A 14,695-nucleotide genomic window follows, 5' to 3' on the forward strand; every position below is an offset into this window, starting at 1 on the left:
ACAAACTACGCCATGCTTAGTTTTTAATATATTGTTAAATAAGAATGCTAAGCAACGATCCTGTCCAGGCAATATAGAATGAGCTTATCCATCATAACCTTGGCATTCTCGGCGAATTCTCCGGTTGCCCTGTTAGCTAATACCAGGTTCATGGATACGGCATGATGACCAAGGATTTTGGACATTCCGTAGATGCCCGACGTCTCCATTTCTAAATTGGTGATCTTAAGACCCTTATAGCTAAAATTAGCGATCTTATCATTCATTTCATGATCTGGTACATCTGCTCTTAAGATCCTAGCCTGCGGACCATAAAAACCAACATTGGTTCCGGTAAAACCTTTTATAGTCGTGTCTGAACTTAACTTTTCGATCAGCTTTTTGCTTCCTTCAACTACATATGGATAAGCTTTTTTATCTGACCAGTTTGTTTGTTCCACAAACGCTGCCGCTATTTCCTTTTTTAGGAATGAATCATCTTTATAGTAATGCATTAATCCGTCAAAACCTAGAGCCCATTCACTAACTATAAAAGAATCTACCGGGATTTCTTTTCTAACTGAACCAGTAGTACCTATCCTGATTATATCAAGACTTGTAAGTTTATCATTTATCTTTTTAGCTTTCAGATCGATATTCACCAGGGCATCTAATTCGGTTAAGGCAATATCGATATTATCTGTTCCCATACCAGTAGACATCACGGTGATCCTTTTGCCTTTGTAAGAGCCCGTATGAGTATTGAACTCTCTTTTTTGCTTTTTTAACTCAATAGAATCAAAATGTTTACTAATTGAATCTACTCTTGCGGGATCTCCAACGGTTATTACGGTATGGGCTAGTTCCTCGGGTAAAAGTCCTAGGTGATAGATTGAACCATCTTTATTCAGGATAAGTTCAGATGCTTTTAAACTCATTTTATAATTTTAATAATCTATGAGATTCAGACTCATATAAGAAATCATACATTCTGGCTCCACCAAAATATTCTTCATTCTTAAGATTTCTATAGAAATTCTTTTTGCCTTCGAGAGCAAGTTTACCTTCTTCGGTCAAAACTATACCTTCATCTTCCTGTTTGTAGAAGATGGAGAGCTTCTTCAATAATCGTCGCATTTGAGAATCACTATAACCGTAGTATCCCTGATATTGAAGTGCGTAACCCAGAAGATGATTTTCATTCTTAATATCCTGGTTTTCGATAAGTTTCAGGACATTTCTTTCCAGGGTGTTAATCCCGGTAATGCTATTCGGGAATCTTTCGATATGCGCACGTATGCAGCTAGATAAATATTCGAAATTGGTTTTTACCTTGATCTGTGGTTTCAACTTCATGGGATTATTACCACAGTAAAGTTCCCAGATCAGTAGGGCCACTTCGATATCCTCTGAATTCAATTCTATACGATTCTCGTAATGATTGTTCAGCTCCTTAATATTTAATTGTGAAAGGGGCTGAAATTCTTTTTCTCCCTTCAGTTTTTTGCTACAAACCAGGGATATTGGAGCCTGGTGTTCCTTTTCAGAAAGGCAACTGATCGCTGCCAGCATATTGATATGGCAGAAAAGGTCGAACTCGAACCAGAGTACTACATTATCGTAATTCTTTAATGATTTTAGTTTTTTCACTTCTGAAATAAACCTCTCATCATAATTTTCAGCGGAAATATCGTAGGTTTTCTTCAAGTACTTCTTTCTGATCTTAAAGAACTCCTGATCGACTTCCTTCTGGGTAGGACCTTCGCAAAGTAATTCTCTCCATATGACTAGTTCTCCAGGCAGATTTAATTCCTGCATCTGCTCGGCCAGACTATCGCCATTTACTATGTGTAAGGTCTTATTTTCCATTATTTTGAATTAAAAAAGCGTGTTAGATTAACCTCCAACACGCTTTACATTATAACCTTCTTTTTTTAGGATCTGCATTATTTTTTCACGGTCATCACCCTGAATAATAATTTCACCATCCTTAGTGGATCCACCAACACCACATTTCTTTTTAAGCATTTTTCCCAGGGAAATGAGTTCTTCATCTGGCCCCTGGAAACCTTTTATAATGGTCACGGTTTTTCCACCGCGGCCTTTATTGCTAAAATGTGCTTCGAGTCGCTGTTCTCCCGGGGAAAGTTCTTCCTGAGATTCACCATCTCTGTATTCAGATTCGTCAAAATCGTCATTCGTAGAAAAAACAAAACCTCCAAGATCTTCCAGTCCTAATTTCTTCTTTGCCATAACTATTTTTTAGCCAGTCCTATTTCAATAAGGCGCTGATTCAAAAATTCACCGGCAGTGATATCTTCATATTGTTTTGGATGATCTTCATCGATACATTCTTCAAGACAATCCAGCCTCATCTCACTACGTGGATGCATAAAAAATGGAATAGAATATCTAGGCTTATCCCATTCTTCTTTTGGCGGATTAATAACACGGTGAATTGTAGATCTCAATTTATTATTGGTATGCCTTTCCAGCATATCACCAACATTGATCACTAATTCATCTTCCTGAGGAATAGCATCGATCCATTCTCCGTCTTTTCTCAATACCTGAAGACCTCCAGTAGAAGCCCCCATTAATAGAGTAATAAGATTTATGTCTCCATGAGCGCCAGCTCTAACGGCACCTTTAGGTTCTTCTTTAATAGGAGGGTAGTGAATAGGTCTTAAAATGCTATTCCCGTTACTAGCCCAATGATCAAAATAAAATTCATTCAGACCAATATACAATGCCAGTGCTCTTAAAACGTATATTCCGGTTTTTTCAAGCATTCTGTATGCTTCCATTCCAGTATGGTTGAAATCCTTTAATTCCTCAACCTGAACATTTTCTGGATATTCTTCGGTTAGATCGGCATCTTCAGAGGGCTCCTGACCAAAATGCCAGAATTCTTTAAGATCACCTTCTTTCTTTCCTTTGGCATGTTCTTTTCCAAAAGATATATAACCTCTTTGTCCGGCTAAACCTTCGATCTCATATTTCTGTTTGGTCTCCAGGGGTAGGTCAAAAAATGACTTTACTTCTTTATAGAGATCATCAACCAGTTGATCGCTTAAAAAGTGATTCTTTAATGCCACGAAACCTATTTCTTCATAGGCCTTACCAATCTCATTTACAAATTTCTCTTTGCGCTTTGGGTCATCTGATAAAAAATCAGCAAGATCCACGCTTGGGATATTATTCATTGCCATTATTAGCAGTATTTTATATTAAGGTAACAGGCAAAGTTAAGTAAAATAAAGGGATATGCTTATGCTTTATATTTTTCTTAGCAAATAGAAAAATAGTTACATTTGAGATATAATCTATGTACATGCTTTCAAGTAAACCCCAATTACCCCTAATACAATTTCAATCGGAAAGATTGACCAGGGCAGAATTAATAGATCTTTACTCTGCCATGCTGAAGCCCAGAATGATAGAAGAAAAAATGCTAATTCTATTAAGGCAGGGTAAGATATCTAAGTGGTTTAGCGGGATCGGTCAGGAGGCGATTTCTGTTGGAGTAACTAAAGCAATGCAGGAGGATGAATATATTCTACCTATGCATAGAAACCTTGGGGTTTTCACAAGTAGAAATATTCCATTAAATAGATTATTCGCTCAATGGCAGGGTAAAGCTTCAGGTTTTACCAAAGGCCGGGATCGTAGTTTTCATTTTGGCACCCAGGAATTCAAGATAATTGGGATGATCTCTCATTTGGGTCCACAAATGGGGGTTGCAGATGGAATTGCCCTGGCTCATAAACTCCAAGATGAGAAAAAAGTCACCGCTGTTTTCACTGGTGAAGGTGGAACAAGTGAGGGGGATTTTCACGAGGCTTTGAATATAGCCTCCGTTTGGGACCTCCCGGTAATGTTTTGTATAGAAAATAATGGCTATGGCCTTTCAACACCTACTTCTGAACAATATCGCTGTAAGGATCTTGCAGACCGTGGTGCGGGTTACGGAATGGAATCACATATCATAGACGGTAATAATGTTACCGAAGTCTATTCTAAAGTATCTGAGATCGCTGAAAGTATTAGGACGAACCCAAGGCCGGTTTTGATAGAATTCAAGACTTTCAGAATGCGTGGTCATGAAGAAGCCAGTGGCACCAAATATGTTCCGCAGGAATTAATGGACGAATGGGAGGAGAAAGATCCCATCATTAATTTCGAGAATTACCTGTTAGAGAACGAAATTCTTGATACAGATAAAATACAGGATCTAAGAAATGATTTTCAAAAAGAGATCGACGAGAATTTACAGATCGCCTTTGCTGAAGATCCTGTTAGTTCAAGTTACAGTAAAGAATTAGAAGATGTATTTCAAGAGTTTAAATATGAGGAATTTACACATTTCAATGAAGTAGAAAACATACGTTTTGTAGATGCGATATCTCAGTCTCTAAAAGAATCTACTGCACGTCATGAGAACCTCGTGCTCATGGGGCAGGATATTGCCGATTATGGTGGAGTTTTTAAGATCACCGAAGGTTTTACAGATAAATTCGGGAAGGATAGACTTCGAAATACGCCAATTTGTGAATCTGCAGTTGTGGGAACGGCCATGGGACTTTCTATTAAGGGAATGAAGGCCATGGTGGAAATGCAATTCAGTGACTTTGTAAGTTCCGGGTTCAATCCAATAGTGAATTACCTCGCTAAAGTAAAATACAGATGGGATCAGAATGCCGATGTGGTAATTAGAATGCCCTGTGGTGGTGGAGTAGGTGCAGGCCCGTTCCATAGCCAGACTAATGAGGCATGGTTTACGAAAGTACCGGGCTTAAAAGTTATTTACCCGGCTTTTCCATATGATGCAAAAGGTTTACTAAATACGGCCTTCAACGATCCTAATCCGATTCTTTTCTTTGAACACAAAGCGTTATATAGAAGTGTGCGGCAGGATGTGCCTGTAGATTATTATACTTTACCATTTGGTAAGGCTTCGAAAATAAAAGAAGGTACACAAGTTAGCATCATCACTTATGGCGCGGGAGTACACTGGGCTCTCGAGGTTCTTGAGGAAATGGAATTAAGTGATGCCGAACTTCTTGACCTCAGAAGTCTTCAGCCTCTGGATATAGATAGTATTTGTGAGTCTGTCACAAAAACAGGAAAAGCGATTGTGCTAACCGAGGACTCCCTAACCGGTAGTTTTGCTTCGGAAATTGCCGCGATCATTTCTGAAAAATGCTTTGAAAGTCTGGATGCACCTGTAATGCGTGTTGGAAGTATGGAAACACCAATTCCATTCGCCAGAGAACTTGAAAAAGAGTACTTACCTAAAGATAGATTCAGGGAAAAACTTCAGGAATTAATAGAATATTAATAAGCTTATATAATAAAGCATATTTATTTAAGAATACTTAACAAAAGCACTGTTAAATTATTAATAATCTTTTGCTGAAGGTAAGCTGCTGCTGTAATTTAGACCTAACTAATCAATTAAATCTTTAAATTATGGTACGTCTAATCGTTATTTTTCTGATCATCGCGATCATTGCGGCAATTTTTGGTTTCGGTGGAATTGCAGAAGGTGCTGCAGATATTGCAAAGATTATATTCTATATCTTCCTTGTGCTATTAGTGATCTCACTTTTAAGCAGACTGTTCAGAAGATAATATAAAATTCAAATCGCTAAATCCAATGTGTTGCTATGATCCTCATAATACGCATTGGATTTTTATTTTAAATCAAATCTACAATGAAGAAGTATTTAGTTTTATTAACCGTAGCAGTTATGTTAGCTGCCTGCGGCGGAGCCAGTAAGGTAGCCAAAGAAGCCCGAAAGACCTTTGACGGGAACTGGACCCTAACCAGTATCACCTATCCTAATAATCCAGGAAATTTTAATGTTACTCTTTTTAATGAGGCTTCAGCTTCATGTTTTGAAAATAGTACATGGGATTTTGTCTCGAATAACAATCGTGGCACGTATACTGTAAGTGGTGTAGGGTGCGATGGTGATACTAATTATTTTATCTGGTCTATAGACGAAGAGAATACTCCGGCTGGGGTTTATGATTTTCTGCTTAAACCTACGAATGATAGTTACAAATCTACCACAGGTAATCAGGGATTCAGATTGAATCTTAAAAGTTTAACTGATACCAACATGGTTTGGGAGCAAACGGTAAGTTTAGACGGTTCTCCTTTTACCATTAGAATGAATTTTTCAAAATAATAAACAAACAGACAAGCTATGAAGACAGTATTTAGAAACATGTTCGCCTTATTGGTAGTATCAAGCCTTTTATTTGGTTGTGAGGCTACTAAAAATGCGAATAACAAACAAAAAGGTGCCGTAATAGGCGCTACAGGTGGAGCCGTTATTGGTGGTGTTATTGGAAATAATTCCGGTGATGGTAATACAGCCCTTGGTTCTATTATAGGTGGTGTAGTTGGTGGAGCTGCCGGTGCGATCATAGGAGATCGTATGGATAAGCAAGCCAAACAGATCGAGGAGGAAATCCCTGGAGCTGAAGTTGAAAGAGTAGGTGAGGGAATCAACGTAACTTTCGATGAGACCAGTGGGGTATATTTTGATACTGAAAAGTATAATATCAATGCCAAATCCAAAGAAACCCTTAATAAACTTACCGATATTTTTAAGGAATATCCAAACTCTAATATTTTAGTAGAGGGTCATACCGATAATACCGGAAGTGATAGTTATAACCTTACGCTTTCTAAGAACAGAGCGCAGGCTGTAACAGGTTACCTTGTAGATAATGGAATAGATAGAGGTAGATTTACTACTAAATGGTATGGGGAGTCTCAACCAAAATATGATAACTCAACTGCAGAAGGTCGCTCTAAAAACCGTAGAGTTGAACTTGCGATCGTTGCCAACGAAGAACTTAAAGAACAGGCTAAAAAAGAAGCTGAACAAAAGCAGGGTAATCAATAAGCCTCGCTTTACATATCTTTAAATATAAATCCCGGATTATTTCCGGGATTTTTTTATTCTTTTAAGTAAATTGAAAGGGTGAAAAAGCCCCGGGTAATTATTATTGGTGGAGGACTGGCAGGTTTAACTGCAGCTATAGACCTGTGTAAAAGAGGCATAGAAGTCATACTTTTCGAGAAAGATGAATATCCACATCACAAAGTATGTGGAGAATATTTATCTGCTGAAATCCTGCCATATTATGATTCACTTGGAATTGACCTTGGGGAATTAAATGCTCCAGAAATCCACAAACTGGAGTATTCCTCGAATTCGGGTAAAACCATTACCTGTGATCTTCAAATGGGAGGTTTAGGTATAAGCCGTTATAATCTCGATCATTTTCTTTATAGATCGGCTCTAAATCTAGGTTGCACGGTTATTACGGTAACGGTTACAGAAGTTAGCTTTAATAGAGAAAAATTCACGGTGCTAGCCAATGATGAAGAGTATATGTCAGATTTTGTGCTAGGTGCCTTCGGGAAACGATCTAACCTGGATAAAAAATTAGATCGTGATTTCTTCAAAAATCAGTCTGGCTGGCTAGCGGTCAAGGCTCATTATAAAGATTCAGAACATCCAGAGGATCTGGTTTCACTGCATAACTTTAATGGAGGTTACTGCGGCTTGTCCCGCACCGAGATAAATACAGTCAATGTTTGCTACCTCGCCAGCTACAGTAGTTTTAAAAAGCATAAAAATACCGAGACATTTAAAAATTCGGTGTTAATGAAAAACCCCAGGTTGAATGAGTTTTTTCAAAGATCTGAGCCTGTTTTTCAGAAAGATCTCAGCATAGCTCAGGTAAACTTTGACAGGAAATCTTTAATAGAGGATCATATAATGATGATCGGCGATGCCGCTGGGCTAATTCATCCTCTCTGTGGAAATGGAATGGCCATGGCTATACATAGTGCTAAATTGGCCGTAGAATGCCTGGTAGATTTTTACAGCAGTAAGGAAACTGGCAGACAGAGCGTGGAAAAATTATACAGGAATAAATGGCAAAATAATTTCAATAACAGAATTAGATCTGGCAGAATTCTGCAGAAGGTTTTACTTAATGATACTTTATCTGAACTTTCTCAAAATATAATAGCTAAATTCCCCGGTATCATGCCTCAAATCATAAGGAGTACTCACGGAAAACCTATCTATGTCTAAGATTGATACTTCAAAACGTACAGATGAAAGCGAGATTATGGACGATTTCGATCTACAGGGTGAGGAATTGGGAAAAACGCTCAATGATCTTGACAATATAAATGCATGGTTAGGAGGAAATCAAATCACGATAAATGGAATAAAAAAATTACTTGAAGGAACTACTGAACAAAGCACTATAAAGATTGCAGATATTGGCTGTGGTAATGGGGCTATGCTCAGAAAACTTGCAAAATGGGGCAAAAGGAATAAATATAATCTCGAATTAACCGGGATAGATGCGAATACCCACGCCATTAAATTAGGCGAGGATCTTTCCAGTGACTACTCCGAAATAGGTTTTAAAGTTCTTAATATCTTCAGTGATGACTTTAAAGCAATGGAATTCGATATCATACTATGCACGCTTACATTGCATCATTTCAAAGACGAGCAGATCATTGATCTTCTTCGCCAGCTTTACGATCAATCTAATTTAGGAATTGTGATCAATGATCTTCATCGTAGTTCTGCGGCCTATATTTTATTTAAAGCATTTTGCGCGGTTTTCGTGAATAATGAGATTGCCAGGAAGGACGGATTAGTTTCGATCCTTAGAGGTTTTAAAAAAGAAGATATTATAAAATATAAGGACCAACTTCCCGGAGAAAAACATTTTATCAACTGGAAATGGGCTTTCAGGTATCAATGGATTATAGAAAAAGAAAAGGATAACTTATGAGTGTAAAAATTGTCAGGGCCGAAAAAGAATTACCGCAATATTCTAGGGAAACCAAAGATATTTTACCCTTTGTAGAGGAGTGGCTTTCGGGACAGGAGGAACGTTTCCGCAGAAAAATCCTCAAGATCTTTGAAAGTGCCGGTGTAGACAAAAGATATTCTATAATGTCGCCCGAAGAAGTTTTTACCGCGACTTCCTTTGAGGATAAAAATGATATCTATGTTCGGGAAATTAAAAAACTTGGCAGCAATGTATTAAGAAAAGCCCTTGAAAATTCAGATTGGAATCCTGAATCACTTGATTATATCATAACCGTTAGTTGCACCGGAATTATGATCCCGTCTCTGGATGCTTATCTAATCAATGATTTGCAGCTTAAAAAAGATATTACCCGGCTACCTGTAACCGAGATGGGCTGTGCAGCCGGAATTTCAGGGATGATCTATGCCTATAATTTTTTAAAGGCTAATCCTGGAAAAAGAGCGGCAGTGATCGCCGTGGAAAGTCCTTCAGCCACTTTTCAATTAGAAGATTATAGTATGGCAAATATGGTGAGCGCAGCTATTTTTGGTGATGGTGCGGCCTGTGTTTTACTTTCTTCCGAAGAGAACATTAGCGGACCGAAGATCCTGGGGGAAGAAATGTATCATTTCTATAACGCCACACATTTAATGGGGTTTGATCTTAAGAACAGTGGATTGCAAATGATTCTGGATCCTGAAGTTCCCGCTACCATTTCAGATCATTTTCCAGAGATCATCCATCCTTTTCTTAAAAGGCATAACAGTTCCATTGAAAAAGTAGATCATCTGGTATTTCATCCCGGTGGAAGAAAAATTGTGCAGACGGTTTCTGATCTTTTTGGTAACTTAGGAAAGAATATTGACGATACCCGGGAAGTTTTACGCCTGTATGGCAATATGAGCAGCGCGACAGTTCTATATGTTCTGGAGCGATTCCTAGAGAAGGATATTCCTGAAGGAGAACAGGGAATAATGCTCAGTTTTGGGCCTGGCTTTTCAGCACAACGAATTTTAATAGAATGGTAGCAGAATTTAAAGATCAGAATTACTGGGCGCTTATTCTTGGCGGAAGCAGCGGCCTGGGTTATGCCAGTGCTAAAAAACTGGCTAAGCATGGTATGAATATCATTATCATTCACCGGGATAGGAGAAGTGAGATTCCTGATATTGAAGAAGCCTTTGATGAAATTCGGCAGGCTGGAGTTCAATTCGAAAGCTTTAATGCCGATGCCGTGAAAAAAGAAAGCAGAGAAGAACTTGTTGAAAAAATCAAAGAGGTCCTTGGCGAAAAAGGCAGGATTAGGACCTTATTACATAGTATCGCCAAAGGAAATCTCAAGCCTATGATAGGCGAGGACAACCTTCTTGAAAATATCGACTTTCAATTGACCATAGATGCCATGGCTCTTAGTTTATACGACTGGACCCAGGCCATATATAAAAACGGATTATTTACTAAAGATGCACGGGTGATTTCTTTCACCAGCGATGGCAATAAAAAGGCCTGGAAAAATTACGCTGCTGTTTCAGCCGCGAAGGTAGTGTTGGAATCACTTACCAGGAGCATGGCTTTGGAATTCGCCCGCTTTGGTATAAGAGCCAACTGTATACAGGCAGGAATTACGGTAACCAGGTCATTTCAAATGATCCCGGGAAATGAAACCTTGCGGGTACATGCTTTAAAACACAATCCTTTTAAAAGACTAACGGTTCCAGATGATGTTGCAAACGCAGTTTACTTGTTAAGTAAGGATGAAGCGAGCTGGATCACGGGGACAATCATTCCTGTTAATGGTGGAGAACATTTAATGTAAATGCAGGAAATACTCGCACAATTACCGTATTCCAGTCCTTTTCTTTTTGTAGACGAAATCCTGAATGTGGATTCCGATTCAATTGAAGGAAAGTTTACCTTTTCTCCAGATCTTGACTTCTATAAAGGACATTTTAAAGATAATCCGGTGACGCCGGGAGTTATTTTAACCGAATGTATGGCCCAGATAGGCGTGGTTGGTCTGGGAATATATCTGCTGAATCAGGAAAAAAAGGATGACCTAAAGGCTAAGATCGCCATGACTTCTTCTGAAGTGGAATATCTTAAACCGGTATATCCTGGCGAAACTGTTACTGTGCATTCTGAAAAGCAGTATTACAGATTTGAAAAATTAAAGTGCCGCGTGAAAATGTTCGATTCTGAAAATAACCTGGTATGCAGAGGGGTTATCGCTGGAATGATATTAAAGGATAGATCTTAAATGAAAAAAAGGGTTGTAGTTACCGGGATGGGAGTTGCCGCACCTAATGCGGTAGGACTCGATAATTTCAATTCTGCAATTCAGGAAATGAAAAGCGGAATCAGGTTCTTTCCCGAGCTTAGAGATCTTAAATTCAGTTGCCAGATAGGAGGGAAGCCTGAAATTTCTGAAGAATTACTACAGCAATACTTTACTCCACTACAACTCCGAGGCCTAAAAAGCAGTGGAATTGTTTACGGGGTGATCTCGGGAACAGATGCCTGGAAGGATGCCGGACTTGAAATTACAGAGAACGGTTCCCCAGACTGGGATTCCGGGATCATATTTGGAACAGGGATTTTAGGTGTTGATAAATTCAGGGAGGCAATTCAATTGATTGATGCTGGCAAGACCAGAAGATTGGGCAGCACCAGCGTGGTACAGACCATGGCCAGTGGGATAAGCGCATATCTTGGTGGAATACTGGGATGTGGAAACCAGGTAACCACTAATTCTTCGGCCTGCACTACAGGAACCGAAGCCTTATTGATGGGATTTGAACGTATACAAAACGGAAAAGCAAAACGTATGCTGGTGGGAAGCTGCAGCGATCATGGGCCTTACGTCTGGGGAGGTTTTGATGCCATGCGAATTTTACCGAGTAAATATAATGAGGAACCCACCAAAGCCTCACGACCATTAAGCAACCAGGCTTCAGGGTTTGTTCCGGGTAGTGGAGCAGGAGCTCTTATACTTGAGGATCTTGATTCGGCTATTGCCAGAGGAGCTAGGATTTATTGCGAGGTTTTAGGAGGAGAAGTAAATAGCGGAGGCCAAAGAGGAGAAGGCAGTATGACCGCGGCGAATAATGAAGCGGTAACCAGGTGCATCACGGCGGCATTAAAGAACTCTAATGTTGAGACCTCAGAGATCGATGCTATAAATGGTCATTTAACAGCCACCTCCCGAGATTCTGTTGAGATCGAGAACTGGACTAGGGCATTAAATAGAAAAGCTGAGGATTTTCCTTATATCAATTCTCTAAAAGGAATGACCGGGCATTGCTTAAGCGCTTCGGGTTCTATTGAGTGTGTAGCTTCTGTGCTGCAGATCTATAATGAGTATATTTTCGGGAATCTGAATTGTGAAGAAATTCATCCTGAAATTAAAGAGCTTATCCATCAAGATAGAATACCAACGGAAAAAATCACGAAAAAAATTAATATTTTGGCTAAGGCCAGTTTTGGTTTCGGCGATATAAATGCCGTTATCATTCTTAAAAAATATCCTGCTTAAAAGAAAACTATGAGTGAAAAAGAAATTTTAACCCGTCTTAAAACGATCGTGAAACCTTACGTACAAAGGATGGAAGGATTAAATGACTTTCAGGAGAATACAGATTTCCTGAATGATCTCGAGATAAATTCTGCCAATCTGGTAGATGTGGTTCTTGATGTTGAAGATGAGTTCAATATAGAGATCGATAATGACTCTATGGAAGGCATGCTTACCGTGGGTGACGCAAAATCCATTATTCAGCGAAAACTTAGCAATTAGTGATAGGTAATGATATCATAGATCTTGAAATTGCCAGAGCCGAAAGGAAATCTGAAAATATAAGATATATGAGCAAGGTATTCTCTGAAGAGGAGATGAACCAAATTATCAATTCCAATGATCCTGAGCTCTGTCTCTGGAAGCTCTGGGCAATGAAGGAAACCGCTTATAAAGCTCACCAGAGAAGTTTTGATCTTCCCCGAAAATTGAACCCAAAAGCTTTTAGCTGTGTTCTTGATATTTCAAATTCCGGAGGAAAGGTTAGCATAGATGATTCGGTCTATGATATCGAATTGAACATCACCTCAGGTTATCTGCACGCTACCAGTTCTTCTGAAAAAGTTTCAAAAAATGTTTTTCAGATAAATAAAGATTCAGCTTTCGACCTTATAACGGTTATCACTGATAATTACCATTTTACGACGGAAGATTTTAGTATCAAAAAAAATGCTCACGGAATACCTTCGATAGTGGCTGAAGACCATTCCATAGAAATTCCTTTTTCCTTGAGCCATCATGGAAAATTCACCGCCTTCGCCATTCCGTTAATTAACTCCTAAAAGCAGTTAAACAATTAAAAATTGGTTTGACCTCTCCGGGCTTGTTTTGTATCTTCAATTCATCAATTAAAAATCAACTATATATGAAGACAGTAGATAAAATGGAGGTGATTCACAGCCAGACGGCTGAGTTTATTGAGCAAGGAGAAACTGGTAAGTTTTTAAAACTTATTCCAGATACCTTTATAATTAAAGGAGAAAAGGAAAACGGTGTTTTCAATCAGGGATATGCAATTAGGCATCTCAATAGAAGGGACATGATCCTTATAGATGTTGTTGAAGAATCTTCTAAACCCGCAGTGAAGAAGCTGGTAGAAGAAGGTTATCAGATCAAGGGGATTTTGATCACTTGTGATAGTGTTCTAAAGTCTGCTTATGGAGATTTAAAAACTTTGTCTGAAGATGCCGGAGGTGCACCAGTTTATGCCCACCCAAGAAATAACTTTAAAGATGATTTCAAAACCAAAGATATTACTGCCAAAGACAAAGTATTAGATAGTTTTGATATCAATATTTTTGACCTACCTGGAAATGAAGGTGCATCGGTTGTAGTTTATACAGAGATCAACGACGGAATGTTGTTCCCTGGCGAAGATGCTGTAGGATCTGATTATGATTCAGAGTTGAATACTTTCATCAGGCCAGAAAAGAAGAACGCTAATAACGATTTTGGACTTGCTGAGAGCTGGGCCGCGTTTGACACTCCATTTAGCTTCTTATTTCCTAGAAAAGGAAAACCAGGATTTAACCTGGAAGAAGGAGAGCAAATTGATATTTTAAATAAGCTTGGTAAAAGCTAATTTTTGAAAAATAAATTTTTCCGAAAGGGCTGTTTCGAAAGAATAAGTTTGACCATGATTGCCTTGAATTCAGTAGATCCGTCGATGCTTTTTTCTATCAAAACGCCCTTTTCCTATTTTATTTAATCAGATTCAGCTTTATTTTTTTTCTCCTGTTCCTTTGCTTCTTCAGCACCTTCACTCGATATTAAAGGATGATCTTTAATATTAAGACCTACAATTAGAATTACATTGGTAATGGTTCCATACAACATCATTACTACAGCTATAAATCCCCCTCCCAGTAAAGCTGCCATTCCTAAACTTATATAATAAATGCTCTGATACCAGGATCTAACCACTTCTTCAGATTCCCTAATGGGAAGATTGAGCATTAAGAATGTTATCACCGCTGCCACAATAAGAATGGTATCTGCCTTGGCGATCATTAAAACATCTTTATAATGCCTGTCTGTTAGGCGTGATTCAGATGACCTGCTCAAGCCCAGCAAAGTAAGCATCAAAGCTAAAATTGTGGTAGAACCAAGAATAACAGTATTACAAAGCATATTTATTCCAGACATTGAGTTTCGCAGTAATTCGAGGGCTTTATATCCAGAGATCTGGCCAAGGATAAAAGTTCCTGAACCCATGACGATGGTAGATACAATTCCACCTACAATTGCTCTTTTTACGATCGTATTCATTATCACATA

Annotated in this window: 18 protein-coding genes; 13 read left to right on the forward strand and 5 right to left on the reverse strand. The window is 38.7% G+C overall.

Going from position 1 to position 14,695, the window contains the following annotated elements; all coding sequences use genetic code 11:
• Positions 1-47: 47 nt before the first annotated feature.
• The 4 genes from C8P64_RS07885 to C8P64_RS07900 are packed head-to-tail and all read right to left on the reverse strand — an operon-like array spanning position 48 to position 3,185.
• Complete coding sequence (locus tag C8P64_RS07885; RefSeq protein ID WP_108171532.1) at positions 48-917, reverse strand: nucleoside phosphorylase; 870 nt, start codon at positions 915-917, stop codon at positions 48-50.
• A 1-nt stretch (position 918) separates the two neighbouring features.
• On the reverse strand, positions 919-1,848 hold the full coding sequence (locus C8P64_RS07890) for a DUF1835 domain-containing protein (RefSeq protein WP_108171533.1): 930 nt from the start codon (positions 1,846-1,848) through the stop codon (positions 919-921).
• A 27-nt stretch (positions 1,849-1,875) separates the two neighbouring features.
• Entirely contained in the window at positions 1,876-2,232 is a 357-nt protein-coding gene (locus C8P64_RS07895) for a translation initiation factor (protein WP_108171534.1), read from the reverse strand.
• A gap of 2 nt (positions 2,233-2,234) precedes the next feature.
• On the reverse strand, positions 2,235-3,185 hold the full coding sequence (locus tag C8P64_RS07900) for an isopenicillin N synthase family dioxygenase (RefSeq protein WP_108172210.1): 951 nt from the start codon (positions 3,183-3,185) through the stop codon (positions 2,235-2,237).
• A 128-nt stretch (positions 3,186-3,313) separates the two neighbouring features.
• Between C8P64_RS07900 and C8P64_RS07905 the strand changes: the two genes are divergently transcribed.
• The 13 genes from C8P64_RS07905 (at position 3,314) to C8P64_RS07965 (ending at position 14,000) form a co-directional block, all read left to right on the forward strand.
• Positions 3,314-5,320, forward strand: a complete 2,007-nt coding sequence (locus C8P64_RS07905) for an alpha-ketoacid dehydrogenase subunit alpha/beta (protein WP_108171535.1) — start codon at positions 3,314-3,316, stop codon at positions 5,318-5,320.
• 131 nt (positions 5,321-5,451) lie between these two features.
• Positions 5,452-5,613 (forward strand): DUF1328 family protein, encoded by a 162-nt coding sequence (locus tag C8P64_RS07910; protein ID WP_108171536.1) that lies wholly within the window; start codon positions 5,452-5,454, stop codon positions 5,611-5,613.
• An 83-nt stretch (positions 5,614-5,696) separates the two neighbouring features.
• Positions 5,697-6,176 carry a lipocalin family protein gene (locus C8P64_RS07915; RefSeq protein ID WP_108171537.1) on the forward strand — a complete coding sequence of 160 codons (480 nt, stop codon included), beginning with the start codon at positions 5,697-5,699 and terminating at the stop codon, positions 6,174-6,176.
• Positions 6,177-6,194: 18 nt separating this feature from the next.
• Positions 6,195-6,902, forward strand: coding sequence for a YiaD family glycine zipper/OmpA-like lipoprotein (locus tag C8P64_RS07920; RefSeq protein WP_108171538.1), 708 nt, complete (start codon positions 6,195-6,197; stop codon positions 6,900-6,902).
• A 78-nt stretch (positions 6,903-6,980) separates the two neighbouring features.
• On the forward strand, positions 6,981-8,105 hold the full coding sequence (locus C8P64_RS07925) for an NAD(P)/FAD-dependent oxidoreductase (protein ID WP_108171539.1): 1,125 nt from the start codon (positions 6,981-6,983) through the stop codon (positions 8,103-8,105).
• Positions 8,098-8,826, forward strand: a complete 729-nt coding sequence (locus C8P64_RS07930) for a methyltransferase domain-containing protein (RefSeq protein WP_108171540.1) — start codon at positions 8,098-8,100, stop codon at positions 8,824-8,826. The genes C8P64_RS07925 and C8P64_RS07930 overlap by 8 nt, the downstream gene beginning before the upstream one ends.
• Positions 8,823-9,875: a type III polyketide synthase gene (locus C8P64_RS07935; protein WP_108171541.1), complete on the forward strand. Its 1,053-nt coding sequence runs from the start codon at positions 8,823-8,825 to the stop codon at positions 9,873-9,875. Before C8P64_RS07930 ends, C8P64_RS07935 begins: the two co-directional genes overlap by 4 nt.
• On the forward strand, positions 9,869-10,663 hold the full coding sequence (locus C8P64_RS07940) for an enoyl-ACP reductase FabI (protein WP_108171542.1): 795 nt from the start codon (positions 9,869-9,871) through the stop codon (positions 10,661-10,663). The genes C8P64_RS07935 and C8P64_RS07940 overlap by 7 nt, the downstream gene beginning before the upstream one ends.
• Positions 10,664-11,104, forward strand: a complete 441-nt coding sequence (locus C8P64_RS07945; RefSeq protein WP_108171543.1) for a 3-hydroxyacyl-ACP dehydratase FabZ family protein — start codon at positions 10,664-10,666, stop codon at positions 11,102-11,104.
• Positions 11,105-12,379 carry a beta-ketoacyl-[acyl-carrier-protein] synthase family protein gene (locus C8P64_RS07950; protein WP_108171544.1) on the forward strand — a complete coding sequence of 425 codons (1,275 nt, stop codon included), beginning with the start codon at positions 11,105-11,107 and terminating at the stop codon, positions 12,377-12,379.
• A 9-nt stretch (positions 12,380-12,388) separates the two neighbouring features.
• Positions 12,389-12,640, forward strand: coding sequence for an acyl carrier protein (locus C8P64_RS07955; RefSeq protein WP_108171545.1), 252 nt, complete (start codon positions 12,389-12,391; stop codon positions 12,638-12,640).
• A complete protein-coding gene (locus C8P64_RS07960; protein ID WP_108171546.1) occupies positions 12,640-13,200 on the forward strand; it encodes a 4'-phosphopantetheinyl transferase superfamily protein in 561 nt (186 codons plus the stop codon). The genes C8P64_RS07955 and C8P64_RS07960 overlap by 1 nt, the downstream gene beginning before the upstream one ends.
• 83 nt (positions 13,201-13,283) lie before the next feature.
• Positions 13,284-14,000 carry an MBL fold metallo-hydrolase gene (locus tag C8P64_RS07965; RefSeq protein WP_108171547.1) on the forward strand — a complete coding sequence of 239 codons (717 nt, stop codon included), beginning with the start codon at positions 13,284-13,286 and terminating at the stop codon, positions 13,998-14,000.
• A gap of 122 nt (positions 14,001-14,122) precedes the next feature.
• Here C8P64_RS07965 and C8P64_RS07970 read toward each other — a convergent pair whose 3' ends face one another.
• A complete protein-coding gene (locus tag C8P64_RS07970; protein ID WP_108171548.1) occupies positions 14,123-14,686 on the reverse strand; it encodes a hypothetical protein in 564 nt (187 codons plus the stop codon).
• Positions 14,687-14,695 lie beyond the last annotated feature (9 nt).

The sequence above is a fragment of the Christiangramia gaetbulicola genome (assembly GCF_003054225.1).
Classification (GTDB): Bacteria; Bacteroidota; Bacteroidia; order Flavobacteriales; family Flavobacteriaceae; genus Christiangramia; species Christiangramia gaetbulicola.

Excerpts from the sequence above, each read along its gene's own strand:
- C8P64_RS07935 (WP_108171541.1), top strand. The coding sequence starts at position 8,823 with ATGAGTGTAAAAATTGTCAGGGCCGAAAAAGAATTACCGCAATATTCT.
- C8P64_RS07885 (WP_108171532.1), bottom strand. The coding sequence starts at position 917 with ATGAGTTTAAAAGCATCTGAACTTATCCTGAATAAAGATGGTTCAATC.
- C8P64_RS07910 (WP_108171536.1), top strand. The coding sequence starts at position 5,452 with ATGGTACGTCTAATCGTTATTTTTCTGATCATCGCGATCATTGCGGCA.
- C8P64_RS07920 (WP_108171538.1), top strand. The coding sequence starts at position 6,195 with ATGAAGACAGTATTTAGAAACATGTTCGCCTTATTGGTAGTATCAAGC.
- C8P64_RS07930 (WP_108171540.1), top strand. The coding sequence starts at position 8,098 with ATGTCTAAGATTGATACTTCAAAACGTACAGATGAAAGCGAGATTATG.
- C8P64_RS07895 (WP_108171534.1), bottom strand. The coding sequence starts at position 2,232 with ATGGCAAAGAAGAAATTAGGACTGGAAGATCTTGGAGGTTTTGTTTTT.
- C8P64_RS07965 (WP_108171547.1), top strand. The coding sequence starts at position 13,284 with ATGAAGACAGTAGATAAAATGGAGGTGATTCACAGCCAGACGGCTGAG.
- C8P64_RS07970 (WP_108171548.1), bottom strand. The coding sequence starts at position 14,686 with ATGAATACGATCGTAAAAAGAGCAATTGTAGGTGGAATTGTATCTACC.
- C8P64_RS07890 (WP_108171533.1), bottom strand. The coding sequence starts at position 1,848 with ATGGAAAATAAGACCTTACACATAGTAAATGGCGATAGTCTGGCCGAG.
- C8P64_RS07945 (WP_108171543.1), top strand. The coding sequence starts at position 10,664 with ATGCAGGAAATACTCGCACAATTACCGTATTCCAGTCCTTTTCTTTTT.
- C8P64_RS07955 (WP_108171545.1), top strand. The coding sequence starts at position 12,389 with ATGAGTGAAAAAGAAATTTTAACCCGTCTTAAAACGATCGTGAAACCT.
- C8P64_RS07940 (WP_108171542.1), top strand. The coding sequence starts at position 9,869 with ATGGTAGCAGAATTTAAAGATCAGAATTACTGGGCGCTTATTCTTGGC.
- C8P64_RS07900 (WP_108172210.1), bottom strand. The coding sequence starts at position 3,185 with ATGAATAATATCCCAAGCGTGGATCTTGCTGATTTTTTATCAGATGAC.
- C8P64_RS07915 (WP_108171537.1), top strand. The coding sequence starts at position 5,697 with ATGAAGAAGTATTTAGTTTTATTAACCGTAGCAGTTATGTTAGCTGCC.
- C8P64_RS07950 (WP_108171544.1), top strand. The coding sequence starts at position 11,105 with ATGAAAAAAAGGGTTGTAGTTACCGGGATGGGAGTTGCCGCACCTAAT.
- C8P64_RS07905 (WP_108171535.1), top strand. The coding sequence starts at position 3,314 with ATGCTTTCAAGTAAACCCCAATTACCCCTAATACAATTTCAATCGGAA.